We start from the raw sequence: 18,998 nt of genomic DNA, 5'->3' as shown, positions 1-18,998 counted from the left end.
GGCGGTAACGTCACCCGTGGTCGGGGTGCGAGGCCGTCCCGGTGCCGGGCGCGCCCGGCGTGCCGGGGGCCTCCGGGGTACGCGGGGCGACGCGGGGCGAGCCGTCGACGGGCGTCCGGGGGTCGTCGAACGCGTCCAGCGGCCGGGTCTGCGGCGCCGCCTCCGGCGTCTGCGGGGCGTAGTCGTCGCGGCGCTGGTTCACGTCGGGGTCGAGACGGTCGGCCTCGCGGACCCGGTCCTCGACGCGGGCCTCCTCGGCCTGGTGACCCAGGCGCGTCTGCTGGGCCCGCTGCTCGGCACGCGCGGCCTCCTGGCGGGCGATCTCCGCGTCGGCCTCGGCGCGCTGGGCCTCGGCCCGGCTCCGCTGGACGTCCGGGGCCACGGCTGCGGCCTCCTGGCGGAGCCGGCCGGCCTGCTCGCGTCGTGCCGTGGCCTTCTTCTTGCGCGCGGCGAGGGCGACGGCGACCGCGGCGGCGACCAGCAGGACGACGACGACCACGATGATGACGATGGTGGTGGTGCTCATGAGGGACTCCTCGGTGGGGGAAAACCCTCAACCTGTCAGACGGCCGAGGGTGGGTACCTCCACCCGCCGGGGGGACGGCGAGGTGGTCAGACCGCGGTCTCCTGCGCCGCCACCGCGGTGCTGAGGGCGCGGGCCAGCCGCTGGACCTCCAGGCCGAGGCGGCTGCTGAGCACGTTGGTCGGCTCGCGCCGGTGCGTCAGGGCCACCGCCGCGGGCAGCCCGTGGGGCAGGCCGCGCACGGGTGCGGCGACCCCGGCCAGGCCGGGTCGCATGTCGTTGTCCTGCACCGCGTAGCCCTGGCGGCGCACGCGCCCCAGCGCTGCTTCGAGCGTGGCCAGGTCCGGAGGGCCGCCGCGATGGCCGTCGTCGAAGGCGGACGGGGCGGCGTAGAGCGCCCGTACCTGCTCGAGGGGTGTCTCGGCGAGGACCGCGCGGCCCGAGGCGCTCGACCGGGCGGGGAGCCGGGTCGGGCGGGTCAGCAGGGGCGGCATCTGGGTGCCGCGCTCCTCGTGCAGGACCACGATCTCGCGACCCTGACCGACCACGAGGTAGGCGGAGACGCCGAGCCGGTCCACGACCATCGCCAGCGGGGTGCGGCCCACGCGCAGGAGCAGGTCCTGGCCGGCGAAGCCGAGCCCGACCTCCTGGGCGCCGATGCCGAGGCCGAAGCGGTGCTCGGCGGCGAAGTGCACCACGAAGCCCTCGTCGACCATGGTGTTGAGGAGGTGGTACGCCGTGCTGCGCGGCAGCTCGCAGGCGCGTGCGATGCACTCGAGCGAGACCGGGGTGGTGCGGGCGGCCAGGAAGCGCAGCACGCGCAGGGTCCTGGTCGCGGACGGTACGTGACTGACCGACATGGTGATCACCGTGGGGGTCGAGAAGCAGGTGGGTGGGAGGTGCGGGGAGGGTGCGGCGCGCGCCGTCGGGCGCGCGCCGCACCGGTGCGTCTAGCGCACGCCGCGGTTGATCTTCATCTGGGCCTTGCCGAGGTCGATCACGGCGCCGGAGCCGTCGAGCAGCGTGACCTGCAGCCCGATGACCTGGAGCCCGGTCTTGAAGCGCTTGACGACGCGCTGCTCGATCGAGGCCAGGCCCGGCACCTCGAGCACCCCGGTCCGGGGGAAGGTGGCGGTCTCGCCGTTCACGGTGATCGAGCCGACCCCGCCGGTCGCCTTGCGGACCACGGTGGCGCCCTTGCGGGTCACCGAGGCCTTGCCCACGATGCCGGTGACGACCAGGGCGCCGTCACCGAGGTTCAGGCGGGCCACGGAGCCGCGCTCGAAGCCGGAGGAGACGCCACGACGGGTCTGCGTGCGCTGCTCGGCACGCGCGGCCTTGGCCACGACCAGTCCGGCGAGGTCGAGGTCGACCAGGTTGGTCTGCTGGAGCTCGCCGCGGGTGCCGGTGCACGGCATCTTGCGCAGCGGGTTGCGCCCCACCTTGACGATGTCGCCCAGGGCGCCGGCCTCGAGGCCGGCCGAGTAGCCGGAGAAGATGCCGCCCTCGACGCCGCGCTCGATGGCCGTCTTGGCGTTGGCCACGGTCAGCGTCGTCGGGTTGGAGCCGAACAGGGTGCGGACCTGCAGCACGCTGGCGAAGGCGGACGCGCGGGCGCGACCGACGTTCTCGACGGGCTTGCCCAGCGAGATGACCGCCACGCCGGGGATCGTCAGCGGCCGGTTCGGGGTCGGGATGCGGAGCGTCTGCGGCTCGCCGACGGGCGGGGTGAGCGTGATGCCCGCGATGTTGATGTCGGTGGCCACGCTGAACCTGCCGCGCTTGGCCGAGGTGACGGCCTTGCTGGTCAGGCCGGAGACCGACAGGCCGCCCAGCGGGGTGTCGACCAGCTTGAGGTCGGCGACCTTCTGCGTGGCGATGGAGGAGTAGGTCGTGCTGGCACCGCGGCCCTTGGCGCGGGTACGCAGGTTGGTGTCGACGCCGCCCAGGGAGAACGGGCTGTCCGGCACGGCGACCTCGGTGATGTAGTTCGAGCGGTTCAGCCCGGCCAGGTTGGTGCAGCCGATCCGGGTGAAGGCCGTCTTGCCCGAGTTCAGCGGCAGGTCCCCACCGACGAACTGGCTGCCGAACCCGCCGGCGTTGAAGGCGTACGGGGTGCGCCGCTTCTCGCCCCTGGCGGCGAGCGCGGCTGCGCTGGCGACCGGCCCGGCCACGGCGCCGAGGGGGGCGGCGGCCGCCGGCGGGGCGCCGCCGACGTGGACGACGCCGAGGAGGGCGAGGGACAGGAGTGGAGCGGTCAGTCGGCGCACAGGAGCCTCCGGTGGTTCGGCCGTGCGGGGGCACGGCCGGGAGCGGGTGATCAGAGGAGTAGGGCCTCTGGTGCCGACCGTAGGACTCAAGACCCGTGCCGTCAGGACTTTTTCCCCCATGTCCCGGGTGCGAGACAACGGGTGGACGGAATCACCCCTGCGGGGAGAGGCCGGGTCGCCGGCCCGCCCCCGTCTGTCGCCGGTGCCGTCAGCGGCCGGCGGAGACCGCCTCGTGGAGCGCCAGGGTGCGGCGGGCGGACTCCACGTGGAGGTTCTCGACCATGCGACCCCGGTAGGTGACGACTCCGCTGCCGGCGCCCTGCTCCCATGCCTCGAGCACGCCGTGGGCGTCCTCGACGGCCGCTGCCGAGGGCGAGAACGCCTCGTTGGCGCCGGCGACCTGGCCGGGGTGGATCAGGGTCTTGCCGTCGAAGCCCATCTCGCGGCCCTGGCGGCACTCGGCGAGGAAGCCGTCGGTGTCCTTGACGTCGTTGTAGACGCCGTCGAGGATCACGCGGCCGGTGGCACGGGCCGCCAGCAGGGCCAGGGACAACCCGGTCAGCAGGGGCGCGCGGCCGGGGACGTGCTCGGCGTACAGCTCCTTGACCAGGTCGTTGGTGCCCATCACCAGGACGCTGAGCCGCTCGGAGGCGGCCGCGATCTCCTCGGCGTGCAGCATCGCGCGCGGCGTCTCCACCATCGCCCACAAGGTGGTGCGGTCAGGCGCACCGTGGCGCTCGAGGGCGTCGGTGAGCGCGTGCACGGCGGCCGCGCTGTCGACCTTCGGCACGACGATCGCGTCCGGGCCGGCCGCGCAGGCGGCGGCGAGGTCGTCGTCGTGCCAGGCGGTGTCGGCGCCGTTGACGCGGATCGTCAGCTCCCGGTGGCCGTACGCGCCCGAGCCCGCGGCGGCGCAGGCCGCCTCGCGCGCCTCGGCCTTGGCGTCGGGGGCCACGGCGTCCTCGAGGTCGAGGATCAGGGCGTCGCAGTCGAGGTCCTTGGCCTTCTCCAGCGCGCGGGCGTTGGACGACGGCATGTAGAGCACCGAGCGGCGGGGCCGCAGCAGCTCCTGCTCACCGGCGCTCACGCCGACGCCCCGGCGGCCGGGATGGCGTCGTACTGCGCCTTGAGGTCGGGGTCGATCGCTCCGAGCTGGTCGGCGAGGTCGACCATCACCAGGCACTGCTTGAGGGAGGCGTCGTCCTCCATCTTGCCGTCGAGCATCACCGCACCGGTCCCGTCGCCCATCGCGGCCACCACCCGGCGGGCGTGGGCGACGTCCTCGACGCTCGGGCTGAAGACGCGACGCGCGATGTCGACCTGCTTCGGGTGCAGCGTCCAGGTGCCGACGCAGCCGAGCAGGAAGGCGTTGCGGAACTGGTCCTCGCAGGCGACCGTGTCGGCGATGTCGCCGAACGGGCCGTAGTAGGGCGACAGGCCGTGCATCGCACAGGCGTCGACCATCCGCGCGATCGTGTAGTGCCACAGGTCCTGCTGGTAGGTCGCCCGCGCGGCGCCGATCGCCTCGGGGCTGCCGTCGACCGGGTCCTGGCGCACGAGGTACCCGGGGTGTCCGCCCCCGACCCGCGTCGTCTTCATCCGGCGGTCCGCGGCGAGGTCGGCCGGGCCGAGGGACAGGCCCTGCATCCGCGGGCTGGCCGCGCAGATCTCCTCGATGTCGGCCACGCCGCGGGCGGTCTCGAGGATGGCGTGGACCAGGATCGGCCGGTCCAGGCCGGCCTTGGCCTCGAGCTGGGCCAGCAGCCGGTCGACGTAGTGGATGTCCTCCGCGCCCTCGACCTTCGGCACCATCACCACGTCGAGCTTGTGCCCGATCGCGGGCACCAGGGTGGTCAGGTCGTCGAGCGCCCAGGGGCTGTCGAGCGCGTTGACCCGGGTCCAGAGCTGGCTGCGCCCGTCGGGGCCGCCGAGGCCCTCGGTCTCCTGCCCGATCCGCACCAGGCCCTCGCGGGCGGCGACCTTGTTGTCGGCCTTGACGGCGTCCTCGAGGTTGCCCAGCAGGACGTCGACGGTGCCGACCATCCCGGGCACCTTGCCGGCCATCTTGGCGTTGCTCGGGTCGAAGAAGTGGATGGCGCGGCTGGGCCGCGCCGGGACCTCGCGGACGGGCAGGGGCGCACCCACGGCCAGCGGGCGGAAGAAGTCCTTGGCGCTGCGTGACATGGCGCGGAACCTAGCAGCGCGACGGGGTGCCCGGCTGTGACCGATCTAACCGGTCAACGGGTGCGGCGCTGCCACCACCGGCGCCGGGGCGGCCGGGCGGCGTCCTCGGCGACGCGGCGGGCGGCGAGCTCGGCGGTCCGCGCCGCGCGCCTCTCGCGCCAGCCGGCGAGCGTCTCCTCGACGTCGCGCGGCATCGTGATCAGCGGCGGGGTGCCGTCGGCGGGGGTGTAGCGCGCCCGGATCACGCGGGCGTTGAACTCCTCGACCTCACGCCGGACCTCGCGCTCCACCGCCAGTGCGTCGAGCCGCTCGTCCAGCGCCGCGTCGTCCTTGCGCAGCTGCAGGCTGGCCGGCAGCACGGTGATGTTCTCCCGCTCGACCAGCCGCTTGAGCCACCAGTCGGGGTCGTGGGACTGGCCGAGGTCCTTGATCGGCTTGCCCGCGCCGGGCAGGTCGTCGAAGTCGCCGCGCTCCATCGCGATCCGCAGCTGCTCGTCGACCCAGGTCTGCTGCTGCTGGATCCGCATCGCCGCGGCGGACCGCCCGGTCCGTGCGTCCTTCTGCTCAGAGTGCCGGTCACGCCTCTCGTCCGCCTCGGCGCGCGCGAGGCGGTCACCGAGGTCGAAGTCGTCGGGGGCCTGGCTCATCTCGCATCCAGACTACGACGGTCGCCGCCCCGGGCAAGCCCCCGCCGAGATGACGCTCGCGGACAGCCGAGATGACGCTCGCGGACAGCCCAGGTGACGCTTGCGGCGCCTCGGGACGACGCCCGCGGTCAGGTCCGGGCAGTCCGGGGGAGCGCCAGCAGGGCGAGCGCCGCGGCCAGCCCGGCGCCGGCGCAGACGGCCCACACGGTGAGGTAGCCCGACAGCGGTGCCTGGCCCGCGCCCGGCCCGGCCAGCGTGCCGTCGGCGGTCAGCGCGATCGCGAAGACCGCCGAGGCGATCGCGCCGCCGACGGTCTTGGTCGCGTTGGTCATCCCGGTCGCGAACCCGGTCCGGTCCGGCGGCGCGGCCGCGGCGGCCGCGGCCGGGAGCGCGGCCACCAGGACGCCCGAGCCGAGGCCGGCGATCCCGAGGTTGGTCAGCGCCTGCGCGGTGGTTTCGTGCAGCGGCAGCCACAGCGCGTACCCGAGCGCCACGAGCAGCGCGGCCAGCACCAACGAGCCGCGGGGGCCCGCCACGCGCGCCAGGAGCGGCAGGGACAGCGCGCCGACGGCGAGGCTGACGACGTACACCCCGATCAGGGTGGAGACGAAGGAGGCGTCGGCGCCGAGGCCGTAGCCGGCGACGGCGGGGTCGGTGCGGGCGAAGGTGGACAGCGGGATCTGTGCGCCGAGCACCGAGATCCCGAACAGGAAGGCCGTGAGCTGCACCGGCCACTGCGCCCGCTGGGCCAGCAGCCGCACGTCGACGACCGGGTCCGCGGTCCGTCGCTCGACCCGCACGAGCTGGACCACGGTGGCCAGGCCGAGGAGGACCAGGAGCCAGGGGTACGCCGACCCGGCCCCCAGGACGCGGACCAGCACGAGCCCGGCCATCACCAGGCCGACCGCGAGCGTCACCAGGCCGAGGCCCGGCAGGTCCAGCCCGCCCGCCGCCTCGCCGGGCACGTGCTCGACGCCCCACCACACCACCGCCAGGCAGGCCGTGACCACGAGCGCGGGCAGGGCGAGCAGCACCTCCATGGGCAGCACCTCGACCAGCGCGCCGCTGGTCAGCGCCCCGGCGATCACGGCCGCCTCGAGCGCGAAGACCAGCGTCGCGGCGGCGCGGCGGGTGAGCAGCGCCTGCCGTCCGGACCCGGCGGTGCGCCGGTGCACGATCGCGACCTCGAGCGGCAGCCACACGACGTAGGCCCCCTGGAGCGCCCAGCCGACCAGGAAGGTCCAGAACCCGGGGGCGACGACGAGCACCCACGACCCGAGCGCGGTGACGGCGGTCGACAGCAGCAGCACCCTCTGGTGGCCCCACAGGTCGCCGAGCCGGGAGAGCAGCGGGACGGCCAGGGCGCTGAGCACGAGCTGGGCGGCCTCGAACCAGTTCACGTCGGCGTCGGTGATCGCCAGGTGGTCGGCGAGGTCGGCGAAGATCGGGGTGTAGAAGCCCTGGAGCACGCCGCTGGCCACCTCGACGCAGACCAGGAAGCCGACCACGGTCGCCAGTCCGGCCGCCGGGGTGAGCGTCGGCGCGGGTGCCCGGGTCGTCACGGCAGGTCCTCCAGCAGCCGGGTCCACCAGGCGACGCCCGCCCGCAGGGCGGCGGTGCCGAGGTGCTCGTCGTGGGCGTGGATCGACTCCCGCTGCGCCTTGCTCATCCGCAGCGGCGTGAACCGGTAGACCCGCTCGCAGATCGCGTGGAAGTGGCGCGCGTCGGTCGCCGCCATCATCAGGTACGGCGTGGGCACCGCCTCGGGGAAGATCGCGGCCGTCGTCCGCTCGAGCAGCGCGAAGGCGGGGTCGTCGTACGGCGAGAGCGGGCTCGGTCCGCCGGCCTCGACCACCCGCACCTCGACGTCGTCGTCGCGGATCGTGCGGCGCACGTGGGCCACCGCGTCGTCGACCGTGTCGCCGGCCATCACCCGCACGTCGAGCCCGGCCGTGGCGGTCGCGGCGACGACGTTGTGGGCCGGCGAGCCGGAGAGGGTGGTCACCGCGACGGTGGTGCGGGCCATCGCGGCGGTCTCGGGGCCGGCCGCCAGCAGCAGGCGGGTCAGCACCGGCCGCAGCCGCGCGTCGGCGAGCAGCGGGCGCAGCGCGGCCCGCAGCGGCGCCGAGGCGTGCGGGCGCAGCCGCCGGAAGAGCTCGACGGTCGGGGAGGGCAGCCGCGGCGGCATCGAGGCCCGGTCCAGGCGCACCACGGCACGGGCGATCCGGGCCGTGGGCCCGCCGCGCGCCGGGGTGGAGGCGTGGCCGCCGGCGCCGCGCGCCACCAGCTCGAGCCGGGTGGTGCCCTTCTCGCCCACCCCGATGACCGCCAGCGGGGCCGCGACGCCGGGGAAGGCGCCCCCGGCCACGGCGCCGCCCTCGTCGACGACGAACCACGGGGTCACCCCGCGCCGGCGCAGCTCGGCGACGGCCTCGTGGGCGTCGGTCCCGGCGACCTCCTCGTCGGCGCCGGAGGAGAGCCACACGTCGCGGGCCGGTACGTGCCCCTGCTCCAGCAACGCCTCGACCGCGGCCCAGACGGCGACCAGCGGGCCCTTGTCGTCGAGGGTCCCGCGACCCCACACGGCCTCCTCGCCGTCGGCCCCCGGGCCGAGGTCGCCCCCGAAGGGCGGGTGGGACCAGGCGGCCGGGTCCGCGACGGGGACGACGTCCTGGTGCGCCATCAGCACGACCGGGTCGGCGGCGGGGTCTGACCCGGGCCAGCGCAGGAGCAGTCCGTGGCGCCCGACGCGGGTGCGTTCGAGGTGCTCGTGGACCAGCGGGAACGCCTCGGCCAGGGTGGCGTGCTGCCCCTCGAAGGCCGCGACGTCGTCCTGGTCGGGGTCTCGGTGGCTGACCGTCGCGTGACGGACCAGGCGCCGCAGCACCTCGACGGGGTCGGAGGTCATGGCGGGACGCTAGGGCATGGCGCGCTCAGCCGCCGGAGGAGAGACCGGGCAGGACGAGGAAGCCTCCGGTGGCCACCCACCAGCCGGCGTCGAGCGCCAGCACCCCGCCGGCGAGCACCAGCGCCAGGGTGCCGGCGGTCGCGAGGAGGGGACGCCAGCGGGCGAGCGTCCGCTGGAACCACGCCACCGCGCCCTCGTGCCGTCCCTGGAGCACGGCGACGGCCAGGACCACGAGCGGCAGCTGGCTGATCAGGATCCACAGGAGGTGGGCGGCTGCCGCGGTCGCCGCGGAGTCGTCGCGGCCGGCGAGCACCACGAGCGCGACGTACGTCGGGTCGAGCACGGCGGTGAGGGCGAACCCGGCGCCGAGCAGGCCGAGGCCCACCGCGCCGCTCCGTCCGCCGCGGGCGGGCCTGGGCGGACGGGCCCCGGGCCGGCGCCACCGCACCACGGCCCACGCCAGCAGCGCCGCCGCGACGGCGAGCTCGACCAGGGCGCCGACGCCGTCCGCCGGCAGCAGCCGGCTCCACGCGAGCCCTTCGAGGCGGCGGCCGAGGGTCAGCGAGAGCAGCGTGCCCCACGCGGCGGTGCCGAGGAGGACCACTGCGGCGAACAGCAGGACGTGGCGCTCGCGAGCACCGGCCGCGAGCGCGCCGACGGCGATCGCCGCACCGGCCGGGTCGAGCCCGGCCACTCCCAGCGTCGCCGCGGCGAGCATCACGTCGAGCACCGACGTCATCCGCCCCAGGCGCCCCGGTGGACGACCTCGTCGAGGGGCCGGCGGGCTCGGCGGGACGGCGAGCCCGTCGCGGCGGTGGCGGTCGCGGTCGGGTCGGGATGGCCCAGGGCGACGACGCCGATCGGCTCGTGGTCGTCGGGGACCGCGAACGCGGCGCGCACGGCGGCGTACCGGTCCCGGGGGATGCCGAAGAAGCAGCCGCCCAGCCCCTCGTCGACCGCCGTCAGCAGCACCAGCAGCGAGGCCATCGCGGTGTCGAGGTGCCAGTAGGGCATCGCCCAGCGGTCGGGGTCGCGGTCGGTCCAGCCCTTGTCCGGCTCGGCGTAGCGGTCCAGGTACGCCGCGCGGCTGCTGCACGGCACGACCAGCACCGGCGCGGTCATCATCCCGGCCAGCCAGCGCCCGGGGGAGGCGAGACCGGCCGGGTCGACGCACGCCTCCCAGTAGCGGCGCACGTCGGTGGGGGTGTCCAGGACCAGGAAGCCCCAGCCCTGGGTGAAGCCGGCGCTCGGGGCGCGGGTGGCGTGCTGCAGCGCCCGGTCCACCACGGCCGGGTCGACCGGCTCGTCGGTGAAGCGCCGCACCATCCGCCGCCGACGGACGACCTCGCGCAGCTCCACGCCGCCCACCCTAGGTTGCGTACTCCTAGTATGTGGAGATGGTGAGCGTCGACCTCCCGCCCGGCCTGCCCGACACCGCCGGGGAGACCCGGCACCGGTTCGCGGTGATGCGACCGACCGGCGGCGACGAGCCACGGGTCGGCAACGACGGCCTGCCCCCGGGTCCGCGCTGGCCGGCGATCCTCCAGACCGTCGCGCTGCTGCGCTTCCGGCACCGCTTCCACCCCTGGTTGGCCCGCCGGTACGGCGACCGGTTCACCGTGCGGCTCGTCCCGGGCGGGCAGCCGCTGGTGCTCTTCACCCGGCCCGAGGACGTGCGCGAGGTCTTCGCCGCCGACCCGGCGGTCTTCCACGCCGGGCGCGCCAACGGCATCCTCGGGCCGATCATGGGCCAGCACTCGCTGCTGCTCCAGGACGGTGCCGAGCACCAGCGTGCCCGCAAGCTGCTGATGCCGGCCTTCAACGGCCAGGCCCTGCACGGCTACCGCGCCCTGGTGCGCGACATCGCCCGCGCCGAGGTCGACGACTGGTCCGACGGCGACGAGCTGGCCACCCTGGACCGGATGAACGCGGTGACCCTCGAGGTCATCCTGCGCGTCGTCTTCGGCGTCACCGACGAACGCCGGCTGGCCGCGCTCCGGCCGCGGGTCAACGCGACGGTCGACGTCAGCCCGGCGGTCCTGCTCGGCTGGAGCTTCCCCGTGCTGCAGCGGTTCGGGCTGTGGCGGCGCACCGTCGAGATCCAGCACGAGCTCGACCGGCTGCTCTTCGCCGAGGTCCGCGAGCGGCGCGACGCCGCCGACCTCGACCAGCGCGCCGACGTGCTGTCCCGCCTCGTGCGCGCCAGCCGGGACGCCGAGCGCGAGGGGCGTACGGAGGACGTCCTGGGCGACACCGAGCTGCGCGACCAGCTGATCACGCTCCTGCTCGCCGGGCACGAGACGACGGCCAGCGCGCTGGCCTGGGCGTTGTGGGAGCTCGGCCGCGACGAGGACCTGCTCGCCCGCTCGACCGCCGCGGCCCGCGCCGGGACCGAGGACGACCGGGACGCCGAGGCCGACGGGTGGCTGGAGGCGGTGGTCAAGGAGTCGATGCGGCTGCACCCGATCATCCCGATCGTGAACCGGACCCTCGTCGAGCCGGCCACGATCAACGGCCTCGACCTGGCCGCCGGGGTCACCGTCGGGCCCTCGATCGTGGTCAGCCACGCCCGCTCGGAGGCCTTCGAGGACCCCGCGGCGTTCCGCCCCGACCGCTTCGTCGGCACCAACCCCGCACCCAACACGTGGATCCCCTTCGGCGGCGGGGTGCGGCGCTGCATCGGGGCCGGCTTCTCGCTGATGGAGGGCGTGGAGGTGCTGCGCGCGGTGCTCGCCGCCTACGACGTCGAGGCGGTCGGCCCCGACCGGCCCCGGGTCCGCAACATCACCAGCGTCCCGCGCGACGGGGCGCGGGTGCGCCTCAGCCGCCGCTGAGGCCCCGCCGGCGACCGTGTCCGGCCGACGTCGTCGCCGTCAGCGGTCGAGCCTTCCCAGCGCGTCCCACGCGCCGTCGACCACCTCGGCCTCGGTGGTGTCGTACACGTCGTCGAGCAGCCGGTCGGTGAGGTCCCCGTCCTCCGGACCGGTCCCGGCGGCCGCGCCGGTGCGGTAGCCCTCGAGCAGCGAGCGCAGCGCGACCGGGCCGCCGCGGGCGAGGAGGTGCTGGGCGGCGGCCTGCGAGACCAGGTAGTTGACCGCGGGGTCGAGCTGGAAGACCCCGGCGCCGGGCAGCTGCCGGGGGGCCGCCTGGACGCGCCGCCAGAGCTCGGGGGCGACCCGCAGGTCGCTGGTGGTCAGCGGGTACCAGCGTGCGTACTCGGCGGTGCCCTCCGAGAGCCACATCGGCAGCGCCCCGGTGTAGCGCCGCAGCAGCAGGTGGACGACCTCGTGGCGCAGCAGACCGGGGTCGCCGGTGAGCTCGGCGGCGGTGAGGTCGGGGTTGATCCGGATCGTGCCGCCGCTCGACGTGGTCCGGTGGCCCTGGGCGTCCAGGTCGAAGACGCCCGTGTAGATCGCCGCAGCCTCCTCCTCGTCGACGGTGTTGAGCCGGACGGCGGGGCCGTTGCCCGTGGCGTCCACCAGCACCTGCCGGTCCGGCTCCACCTGCAGCAGCGCCGCGTCGGCGGTCACCGCGTCCTCCACGATGTCGGCGAGGTCGTCGGCCAGCCCCGCGTCGGCGGCGTCGGTGAGCACCACCAGCGTCCCGCGGTCGGCGACGTCGACGGGTCCGCCGAACCACGGGCGCAGCTGGCCCGGGACGCCGGCCACCGGCTCGGGTGCGGTCTCGCGCCCGACCAGCCACTGGCCTGCCCGGCGCACGTAGGTCATCCGGACCACGTTGCCCACCGCGCCGGTCAGCGCGTCGGCGACCTGGGTGCGCTCGATGGTCTGGAACCGGACGACCGGCTCGCGCGGACCTGCGCGGCGCACGGGGTCGGGCAGCAGCTGGTCGGCCGTCGTCTCGTAGTCGTACCGGGCCAGCCGCAGCTGCGCGAGGTTGGCGTAGAGGGTGCGCTGCTGCGCGACCAGTCGCGGGTCGCGGTCGTCGACGGTGGCCAGGAACGCTGCCTCGTCGCGCTCGCGCACGGCCTGGGCGCGCCGCGCCAGCATCGTGTCGACCGCGGCGCGGGCGGCCCCGCCGACCTCGTACGACGGGCTCACGCCGGGCGACGTCCCGGGCTCCGGGCTCGCGGTCGCCGCGGGGGAGGACGAGGACCCGGGCGCCTCCGCCCCGCCCGGCCCGCCGGCACCGCCGGGCGCGCCGGCCCCGCCGCACGCGACCAGGGTCGGGCCGAGGCCGACCACGAGCACCAGGACGGGCGCGCGTCCCCGCCGGCGAGGGGCCGTGGTCGGCACCCGGGGAAGCCTCACCCGGGCAGCGTAGGCGCTCGGCGGGGCCGTCGGGTTGGTTCGCGGGGCGCGCCCCGCGACAATGGGCGGGCCCCCGACCTCTCCCTGCCGCCTGGAGCACCTGTGAACGACCAGCCCCGCACCTCCGAGCGCCACCCCGTCGTGACCGGGGTCGTGGCGCTGGTCGCCGTCGGACTCGTGGTCGGTCTCGTCCTCGGCGGCGTCGCCTGGGCCGGGGCCCGCTTCGCCGGCATCGGTGGCGCCGAGTCCGCCGGCGGCCCCGGCGCCACGCAGACCGAGGGCGGTGACCGGATGATCCTGCCCCGCCCGCGGGAGACCGAGGCGAACCCCGACCCGCTGATCACGCTGGCGCCGATCCCGGGCGCCGGGTCGGAGTCGGCGGCCCCTCGCGAGCGCAAGGAGCGCACGAAGGAGGAGCGCGAGATCTCGCTGTCCGCGGGCCAGCAGGCCGTCGACGTCTTCGGCCAGATCGACCTGATCGGGGAGTACGCCGACGGCGACGGCCGGGTGCTCCAGGTCGAGCGCTTCGAGGGCGACGCCTGGGTCGAGTTCAACGCCACCGTCGCGGTCACCGACGGCACCTACTCCACCTTCGTGCAGAGCGGTCAGACCGGCCCGAACCGGTTCCGCATGGTCGACAGCAGCGACGGCACGACGTCGAACCCGGTCACCGTCCGGGTCGGCTGACCCGGAGGACGCAGCGAGCCCGCCCCCGGTCGGGGACGGGCTCGGCGTGCCAGCGGGTCCGGCGTCAGCCGGGGATGTAGTCGAAGGTGGCCGGGTCGGGACCCGTACGACCGTCGGTGCCCTTGTCGAGACCGGTGATGGTCGCGACCTCGTCGGGGGTCAGCGCGAAGTCGAAGATGCCGAAGTTCTCGGTCATCCGCTCCCGCTTGGTCGACTTCGGGAAGACGATGTCGCCCCGCTCCACGTGCCAGCGCAGGGTGACCTGCGAGGCGGTCCTGCCGTACTTCTCGGCGATCTGGCCGATCGTGGCGTCGTCGAGCACGGCGCCCTGGGCGATCGGGGACCACGCCTCGACCTTGATGCCGTGGCCCAGCGAGGCCTCGCGCACCGCGTCGTTGACGAAGTACGGGTGCGCCTCGACCTGGTTGACCACGGGGAGCACGCCGGTCTCGTCGGCGAGGCGCTGCAGGTGGTCGGGGTTGAAGTTGGAGACGCCGACCGAGGTGGTGAGGCCCTCGGTGACCAGGGCCGCCATGGCCTTCCACGTCGAGACGTAGTCGCCGTCGTACTGCGTGGGCAGCGGCCAGTGGATGAGGAACAGGTCGGTCCGGTCCAGCTTGAGCTTGGTCAGCGACTCCTCGAAGGAGCGGCGGACGTCGTCGGGCCGGTGGTTGCCGTTGTTGAGCTTGGTGGTGACGTAGAAGTCGTCCCGCGCCAGGCCGGAGGAGGCCAGGGCGTCGCCGACGCCGGCCTCGTTGCCGTACATCTGGGCGGTGTCGATGTGGCGGTAGCCGACCTCGAGCGCGGTCGAGGTGACCTCGGCGGTGTCCTCCGCCGGGACCTGGAAGACCCCGAACCCGAGCTGCGGGATGGTGGTCTGGTCGAGGAGCGTGATGCTGGGAACAGTCATGCCGTCCTCAGCGACCCGCACCCCCCTGGTATTCCAACCCTCGGGGTGAACCCGCGAGGATCGGGGGATGGACGCACCGCATCCGGACCGCCTGCCCGACCCCCTGCCCGACTACACCGAGTACGACACCCGGCTGGCCGCCTACGTCCTGCTGACCGAGGACCGGCCCGGCGGGCGGCGAGTGCTGCTGGCGCTGTGGAACGAGGGCGACCGGCCCCAGTGGACCCTGCCCGGTGGCGGTGCGGAGCTGCACGAGGGCGTCGAGCAGACCGCGGTGCGGGAGGTGCGCGAGGAGACGGGCTACGACGTGGTCCTCGGCGACGTGCTCTGGGTCAGCAGCTACGTCATCACCCCGAGCGTCGCCACCGCGACACGGACCGGCCGATGAAGGCGGTGCGGGTGGTTTTCGACGGCCGCGTCACCGGCGGGCGACTGCGCGACGAGGTCGACGGCAGCACCGACACCGCCCGCTGGGTCCTCGTGAGCGACGTGCCGCGGCTGCCGCACGTGTCGCTGGTGGACGAGGCGCTGCTCCGGCTGCGCTAGCCCCCGCCGAGATGACGCTTTCGGACAGCCGAGATGACGCTCGCGGCGCGTCGAGGTGACGCTTCCGGCGCTCAGCCGACGGGCGGCCCGACCGCGAGCGCGACGGCGGTGAGTGCGGCGACCGCGACGAGACCGCCGACCGCGGCCCGAGCCGGGCGGCGCAGCAGGCCGGCGACGGCCTTCTCGGCGGGACCGGCCGGGGTCGCGCCGCCGTCGGCGAGCCGCCAGCGGGTGTCGAGCAGCCCCCGCTTCTCGGTGGCCCGGTCGAAGAGGATCGTGAAGAACGGGGGTACGGCGGCCGCCAGCCCGAGCAGCCCGCGAACCGCGCTCCACCGCTGGTCGACCCACACCACCAGCGCGGTCAGCATGTAGGCGATGAACACCACCCCGTGCACCATCCCGAAGACCGACACGGCCACGTCGGTGGTCTCGGTGACGTACTTCAGGAACATCCCGACCAGCAGCAGGGCCCAGGTGACGGCCTCGGCGACGGCGACCGTGCGGAACAGGCGCAGCGGGCTCGACAGGATGCTCATGGCACCAAGAGTGCCCGCCCGCCACCGCCGACCACGACCCGTCCGTGTGTGGCGCTGGCCACCCGGGGCCGAGCGGCTACGTCAGCAGGCCGTGCTCGCGGAACATCTCGTCGTACAACGCCCGGACGACCGGCTCCTTGACCCGGTTGTAGTCCATCCCGGTCCCGCCGGAGGCGTTCGTCGACGCGGCGGCCTCCCGCTTGGCGGCGGCGTACCGCTCCCGCACCTCCGCCCGCTCCCGCAGCCGGTCGCGGAACATCAGGTGCCGCACCACCTCCGGGCAGCCCGGCCCGAAGACGTGCAGCGTGGTCCGCGGGGTCGACCCGCGCCACACCAGCAGGCGGTGCTCGTGCCACCACGGCTCGCGGATCCGGTGCACGAACCCGCCGGCCACGAGGTCGGGCAGGTACGCCTGCTCGTCGGCCGGGTCGTCGACCACGAGGTCGAGGTCGAGGATCGGCTTGGCCGGCAGGCCCGGCACGGAGGTGGAGCCGACGTGGTGCACCTCGAGCGCGCGGTCGCCGAGCAGCGCGCGGACGTGCGCCACGACCCGCTGCGCCTCCCCGGCCCAGGCGGGGTCGTGCTCGACCAGCCGGATCTCGTACGGCTCCTGGCGCTGGCCGGGCACCAGGGCGTCGGTGTCGGGGCGCGTGCTGTCGTGGTGGCGGACGATCTCCGCGGCGGTCGGGTGCACCCCGTCCATCCTGCCGGGTGCGCACGGGAACAACCGCGCCCCGCCTCCCGTTGCACCCACTGAACGAACTTGAGTTGAACGCACTCAACTCTTCTGCCAAGATCGCAGCAGCCCGCCGTACCAGGCACCACCGGTCCGCAGCGGAACCCCACGTTTTCCCGGGCACCCGGGCAGTACTCAGGAGGTACTCACCATGGCACGAGCCGTCGGCATCGACCTCGGCACGACGAACAGCGTCGTCGCGGTCCTCGAGGGTGGAGAACCCACCGTCATCGCCAACGCGGAGGGCGCTCGCACGACCCCCTCCGTGGTCGCCTTCGCCAAGTCCGGCGAGGTCCTGGTCGGGGAGGTGGCCAAGCGTCAGGCCGTCACCAACGTCGACCGCACCATCCGCTCCGTCAAGCGCCACATGGGCACCGACTGGAAGCAGAAGATCGACGACAAGGACTTCACCTCCCAGCAGATCAGCGCCTTCGTGCTGCAGAAGCTGAAGCGTGACGCCGAGGCCTACCTCGGGGAGACGGTGACCGACGCGGTCATCACCGTCCCGGCGTACTTCAACGACGCCCAGCGCCAGGCCACCAAGGAGGCCGGCGAGATCGCGGGCCTGAACGTGAGCCGGATCGTCAACGAGCCCACCGCGGCCGCGCTGGCCTACGGCCTCGACAAGGGCGACGACCAGACCATCCTCGTCTTCGACCTCGGCGGCGGTACGTTCGACGTGTCCCTGCTCGAGATCGGCGAGGGCGTCGTCGAGGTCAAGGCGACCTCCGGCGACAACCACCTCGGTGGCGACGACTGGGACAACCGGGTCGTCGAGTGGATGGTCAAGAAGTTCAAGGACAACAACGGCGTGGACCTGGCGGCCGACAAGATCGCCAAGCAGCGTCTGCAGGAGGCCGCGGAGAAGGCCAAGATCGAGCTGTCCTCCTCCAGCGAGACCACCGTGCACCTGCCCTACATCACCCACGGCGAGTCCGGCCCGCTGCACTTCGAGGAGCGCCTGACGCGCTCGGAGTTCCAGAAGCTGACCTCCGACCTGCTCGACCGCACCAAGGCGCCGTTCCAGGCCGTGCTCAAGGACGGCGGCGTCGCCGTCGACAAGATCGACCACGTGGTCCTCGTCGGCGGCTCGACCCGCATGCCGGCTGTCCCCGAGGTCGTCAAGAGCCTGCTCGGCGGCAAGGAGCCCAACAAGGGCGTCAACCCCGACGAGGTCGTCGCCGTGGGCGCCGCGCTCCAGGCCGGTGTCCTCACGGGCCAGGTCAAGGACGTGCTGCTCCTCGACGTCACCCCGCTCTCCCTGGGCATCGAGACCAAGGGCGGCGTGATGACGAACCTGATCGAGCGCAACACCACGATCCCGACCAAGCGCTCGGAGATCTTCACCACCGCCGACGACAACCAGCCGTCGGTCGAGATCAAGGTCGCCCAGGGCGAGCGCCAGATGTGGGCGCAGAACCAGCAGCTCGGCAACTTCGAGCTGACCGGCCTGCCCCCGGCGCCGCGCGGCGTGCCGAAGATCGAGGTCACCTTCGACATCGACGCCAACGGCATCGTGCACGTCTCGGCCAAGGACCAGGGCTCCGGCAAGGAGCAGTCGATGACGATCTCCGGCGGTTCCGCGCTGGGCAAGGACGACATCGACCGGATGGTCCGCGAGGCCGAGCAGTACGCCGAGGAGGACGCCCAGCGTCGCGCGGCCGTCGAGGCCCGCAACCAGGCCGACGGCCTCGTCTACACGACGGAGAAGTTCCTCGGCGAGAACGCCGACAAGCTGCCCGAGGACGTCAAGACCGAGGTCCAGGCCGACGTCGACGCCCTCAAGGCCACCTTGGAGAACGCCGAGGCGAGCTCCGAGGAGATCACCATGGGCACCACCAAGCTCAACGAGTCCAGCCAGAAGATGGGTGCGGCCATGTACGCCGCCGCGGAGGCCGACAACGCCGCCGCCGGCGGGGCCGACTCCTCGACGGGCGGTGCCGACGACGACGTCGTCGACGCCGAGATCGTCGACGAGGAGACCGACGGCACCACCTCGACCGAGGGCACGGACGGCACGCCCGGGGACGGGTCCAAGTGACCCAGGACCCCACCGACCCCCGGGACACGGCACCGTTGCCCGAGGACCCGACGCCGGCCGACGTCCCTGAGGACGTCGCCGGCGGCGGGGCCGGCGGCGGGCCCGACGACGCAGCCTCGGTCGTGGAGGGCGAGGGCGCCGAGGAGCCCGTCGGCACGCACGGAGACGTGGACGCGGACGAGGCCGACCAGGTCGTCGAGGACGAGCTGGCGGTGGTCCGGATGGAGTCCGCCGAGCGGCTCGCCGACCTCCAGCGCCTGCAGGCGGAGTTCGTGAACTACAAGCGGCGGGTCGAGCGTGACCGCGACCTGCTCAAGGAGAACGCGACCTTCAAGGCGCTGGCGCCGATCGTCGAGGTGCTCGACACCATCGACCGGGCCCGCGAGCACGAGCCGCTGGACGGCGGCTTCAAGGCCGTCGCCGAGCAGCTCGAGCGGACGGTGGCCGGCTCCGGGCTGCTGAAGTACGGCACCCCGGGCGACGCCTTCGACCCGACGCTGCACGAGGCCCTCTCCCACCTGGGCGAGGACGCCGAGGTCACGGTGACCACCTGCAAGGTGGTGGCCAAGTCGGGCTACAAGATCGGCGACCGCGTGGTCCGCGCCGCGCAGGTGCTCGTCGTCGACCCGCCCGCCTGACGGCAGGGCACCGCACCACCAGCACACGCAGGACAGGGGTACGCGGGCCGGGCCGCCCGGCCCGCGTACCCGGCCCGGCGCCACCGCGCCGGCGCCGCAGC

20 protein-coding genes are annotated in these 18,998 nt (G+C 74.3%); 6 read left to right on the top strand and 14 right to left on the bottom strand.

Translation table 11 applies throughout. The features are described from left to right. Positions 1-10 precede the first annotated feature (10 nt). The 10 genes from ENKNEFLB_RS21085 to ENKNEFLB_RS21040 all read right to left on the bottom strand — a co-directional run bounded on the left by ENKNEFLB_RS21085 (position 11) and on the right by ENKNEFLB_RS21040 (position 9,891). Positions 11-526 (bottom strand): hypothetical protein, encoded by a 516-nt coding sequence (locus ENKNEFLB_RS21085; protein WP_214057140.1) that lies wholly within the window; start codon positions 524-526, stop codon positions 11-13. Positions 527-612: 86 nt separating this feature from the next. After that, a complete protein-coding gene (locus ENKNEFLB_RS21080) occupies positions 613-1,383 on the bottom strand; it encodes an IclR family transcriptional regulator (protein ID WP_214057139.1) in 771 nt (256 codons plus the stop codon). 90 nt (positions 1,384-1,473) lie between these two features. Beyond that, positions 1,474-2,793, bottom strand: coding sequence for a choice-of-anchor P family protein (locus tag ENKNEFLB_RS21075; RefSeq protein ID WP_214057138.1), 1,320 nt, complete (start codon positions 2,791-2,793; stop codon positions 1,474-1,476). A 208-nt stretch (positions 2,794-3,001) separates the two neighbouring features. Beyond that, on the bottom strand, positions 3,002-3,880 hold the full coding sequence (locus ENKNEFLB_RS21070) for an HpcH/HpaI aldolase/citrate lyase family protein (protein ID WP_275955922.1): 879 nt from the start codon (positions 3,878-3,880) through the stop codon (positions 3,002-3,004). After that, positions 3,877-4,977, bottom strand: a complete 1,101-nt coding sequence (locus tag ENKNEFLB_RS21065; RefSeq protein WP_214057137.1) for an HpcH/HpaI aldolase/citrate lyase family protein — start codon at positions 4,975-4,977, stop codon at positions 3,877-3,879. Before ENKNEFLB_RS21065 ends, ENKNEFLB_RS21070 begins: the two co-directional genes overlap by 4 nt. Before the next feature lie 53 nt (positions 4,978-5,030). After that, complete coding sequence (locus ENKNEFLB_RS21060; RefSeq protein ID WP_338040932.1) at positions 5,031-5,624, bottom strand: DnaJ family domain-containing protein; 594 nt, start codon at positions 5,622-5,624, stop codon at positions 5,031-5,033. A gap of 128 nt (positions 5,625-5,752) precedes the next feature. Further along, positions 5,753-7,186, bottom strand: coding sequence for an MFS transporter (locus tag ENKNEFLB_RS21055; protein WP_214057136.1), 1,434 nt, complete (start codon positions 7,184-7,186; stop codon positions 5,753-5,755). Then, a complete protein-coding gene (locus ENKNEFLB_RS21050; RefSeq protein ID WP_214057135.1) occupies positions 7,183-8,532 on the bottom strand; it encodes a M20/M25/M40 family metallo-hydrolase in 1,350 nt (449 codons plus the stop codon). Before ENKNEFLB_RS21050 ends, ENKNEFLB_RS21055 begins: the two co-directional genes overlap by 4 nt. Positions 8,533-8,557: 25 nt before the next feature. After that, on the bottom strand, positions 8,558-9,271 hold the full coding sequence (locus tag ENKNEFLB_RS21045; protein ID WP_214057134.1) for a hypothetical protein: 714 nt from the start codon (positions 9,269-9,271) through the stop codon (positions 8,558-8,560). Then, positions 9,268-9,891, bottom strand: coding sequence for a nitroreductase family protein (locus tag ENKNEFLB_RS21040; protein ID WP_214057133.1), 624 nt, complete (start codon positions 9,889-9,891; stop codon positions 9,268-9,270). Before ENKNEFLB_RS21040 ends, ENKNEFLB_RS21045 begins: the two co-directional genes overlap by 4 nt. A 38-nt stretch (positions 9,892-9,929) precedes the next feature. Between ENKNEFLB_RS21040 and ENKNEFLB_RS21035 the strand changes: the two genes are divergently transcribed. Continuing rightward, a complete protein-coding gene (locus tag ENKNEFLB_RS21035; protein WP_246535713.1) occupies positions 9,930-11,366 on the top strand; it encodes a cytochrome P450 in 1,437 nt (478 codons plus the stop codon). A 39-nt stretch (positions 11,367-11,405) separates the two neighbouring features. On the opposite strand, the gene ENKNEFLB_RS21030 is transcribed toward ENKNEFLB_RS21035, so the two are convergent. Beyond that, positions 11,406-12,803 carry a hypothetical protein gene (locus ENKNEFLB_RS21030; protein WP_214057132.1) on the bottom strand — a complete coding sequence of 466 codons (1,398 nt, stop codon included), beginning with the start codon at positions 12,801-12,803 and terminating at the stop codon, positions 11,406-11,408. A gap of 102 nt (positions 12,804-12,905) precedes the next feature. On the opposite strand from ENKNEFLB_RS21030, the gene ENKNEFLB_RS21025 reads away from it, so the two are divergent. Next, positions 12,906-13,490 carry a hypothetical protein gene (locus ENKNEFLB_RS21025; protein WP_214057131.1) on the top strand — a complete coding sequence of 195 codons (585 nt, stop codon included), beginning with the start codon at positions 12,906-12,908 and terminating at the stop codon, positions 13,488-13,490. 64 nt (positions 13,491-13,554) lie between these two features. On the opposite strand, the gene ENKNEFLB_RS21020 is transcribed toward ENKNEFLB_RS21025, so the two are convergent. Next, a complete protein-coding gene (locus ENKNEFLB_RS21020; RefSeq protein ID WP_214057130.1) occupies positions 13,555-14,400 on the bottom strand; it encodes an aldo/keto reductase in 846 nt (281 codons plus the stop codon). A gap of 67 nt (positions 14,401-14,467) precedes the next feature. Here ENKNEFLB_RS21020 and ENKNEFLB_RS21015 point away from each other — a divergent pair, with 67 nt between their 5' ends. Then, a complete protein-coding gene (locus ENKNEFLB_RS21015) occupies positions 14,468-14,788 on the top strand; it encodes an NUDIX hydrolase (RefSeq protein ID WP_214057129.1) in 321 nt (106 codons plus the stop codon). Between the two features lie 11 nt (positions 14,789-14,799). Further along, on the top strand, positions 14,800-14,946 hold the full coding sequence (locus ENKNEFLB_RS21010) for a hypothetical protein (protein ID WP_214057128.1): 147 nt from the start codon (positions 14,800-14,802) through the stop codon (positions 14,944-14,946). Between the two features lie 71 nt (positions 14,947-15,017). Here the strand turns inward: ENKNEFLB_RS21010 and ENKNEFLB_RS21005 are convergent, their stop codons facing one another. After that, a complete protein-coding gene (locus ENKNEFLB_RS21005) occupies positions 15,018-15,482 on the bottom strand; it encodes a DUF3817 domain-containing protein (protein ID WP_214057127.1) in 465 nt (154 codons plus the stop codon). A 76-nt stretch (positions 15,483-15,558) separates the two neighbouring features. Further along, entirely contained in the window at positions 15,559-16,176 is a 618-nt protein-coding gene (locus ENKNEFLB_RS21000; protein ID WP_214057126.1) for a GrpB family protein, read from the bottom strand. A 193-nt stretch (positions 16,177-16,369) separates the two neighbouring features. Between ENKNEFLB_RS21000 and dnaK the strand changes: the two genes are divergently transcribed. Together dnaK and grpE are read left to right on the top strand one after the other, a co-directional pair. Next, the gene (gene dnaK, locus ENKNEFLB_RS20995) at positions 16,370-18,259 is read left to right on the top strand and encodes a molecular chaperone DnaK (RefSeq protein ID WP_214057125.1); all 1,890 of its coding nucleotides are present in this window, start codon (positions 16,370-16,372) and stop codon (positions 18,257-18,259) included. Continuing rightward, complete coding sequence (gene grpE, locus ENKNEFLB_RS20990) at positions 18,256-18,897, top strand: nucleotide exchange factor GrpE (protein ID WP_246535712.1); 642 nt, start codon at positions 18,256-18,258, stop codon at positions 18,895-18,897. Before dnaK ends, grpE begins: the two co-directional genes overlap by 4 nt. The last annotated feature ends 101 nt before the right edge of the window (positions 18,898-18,998 follow it).

Origin of the sequence: Nocardioides aquaticus (assembly GCF_018459925.1) — a bacterium.
In the GTDB taxonomy this organism is placed as follows: domain Bacteria; phylum Actinomycetota; class Actinomycetes; order Propionibacteriales; family Nocardioidaceae; genus Nocardioides; species Nocardioides aquaticus.
This window is presented reverse-complemented; position numbering and strand designations above follow the sequence as displayed.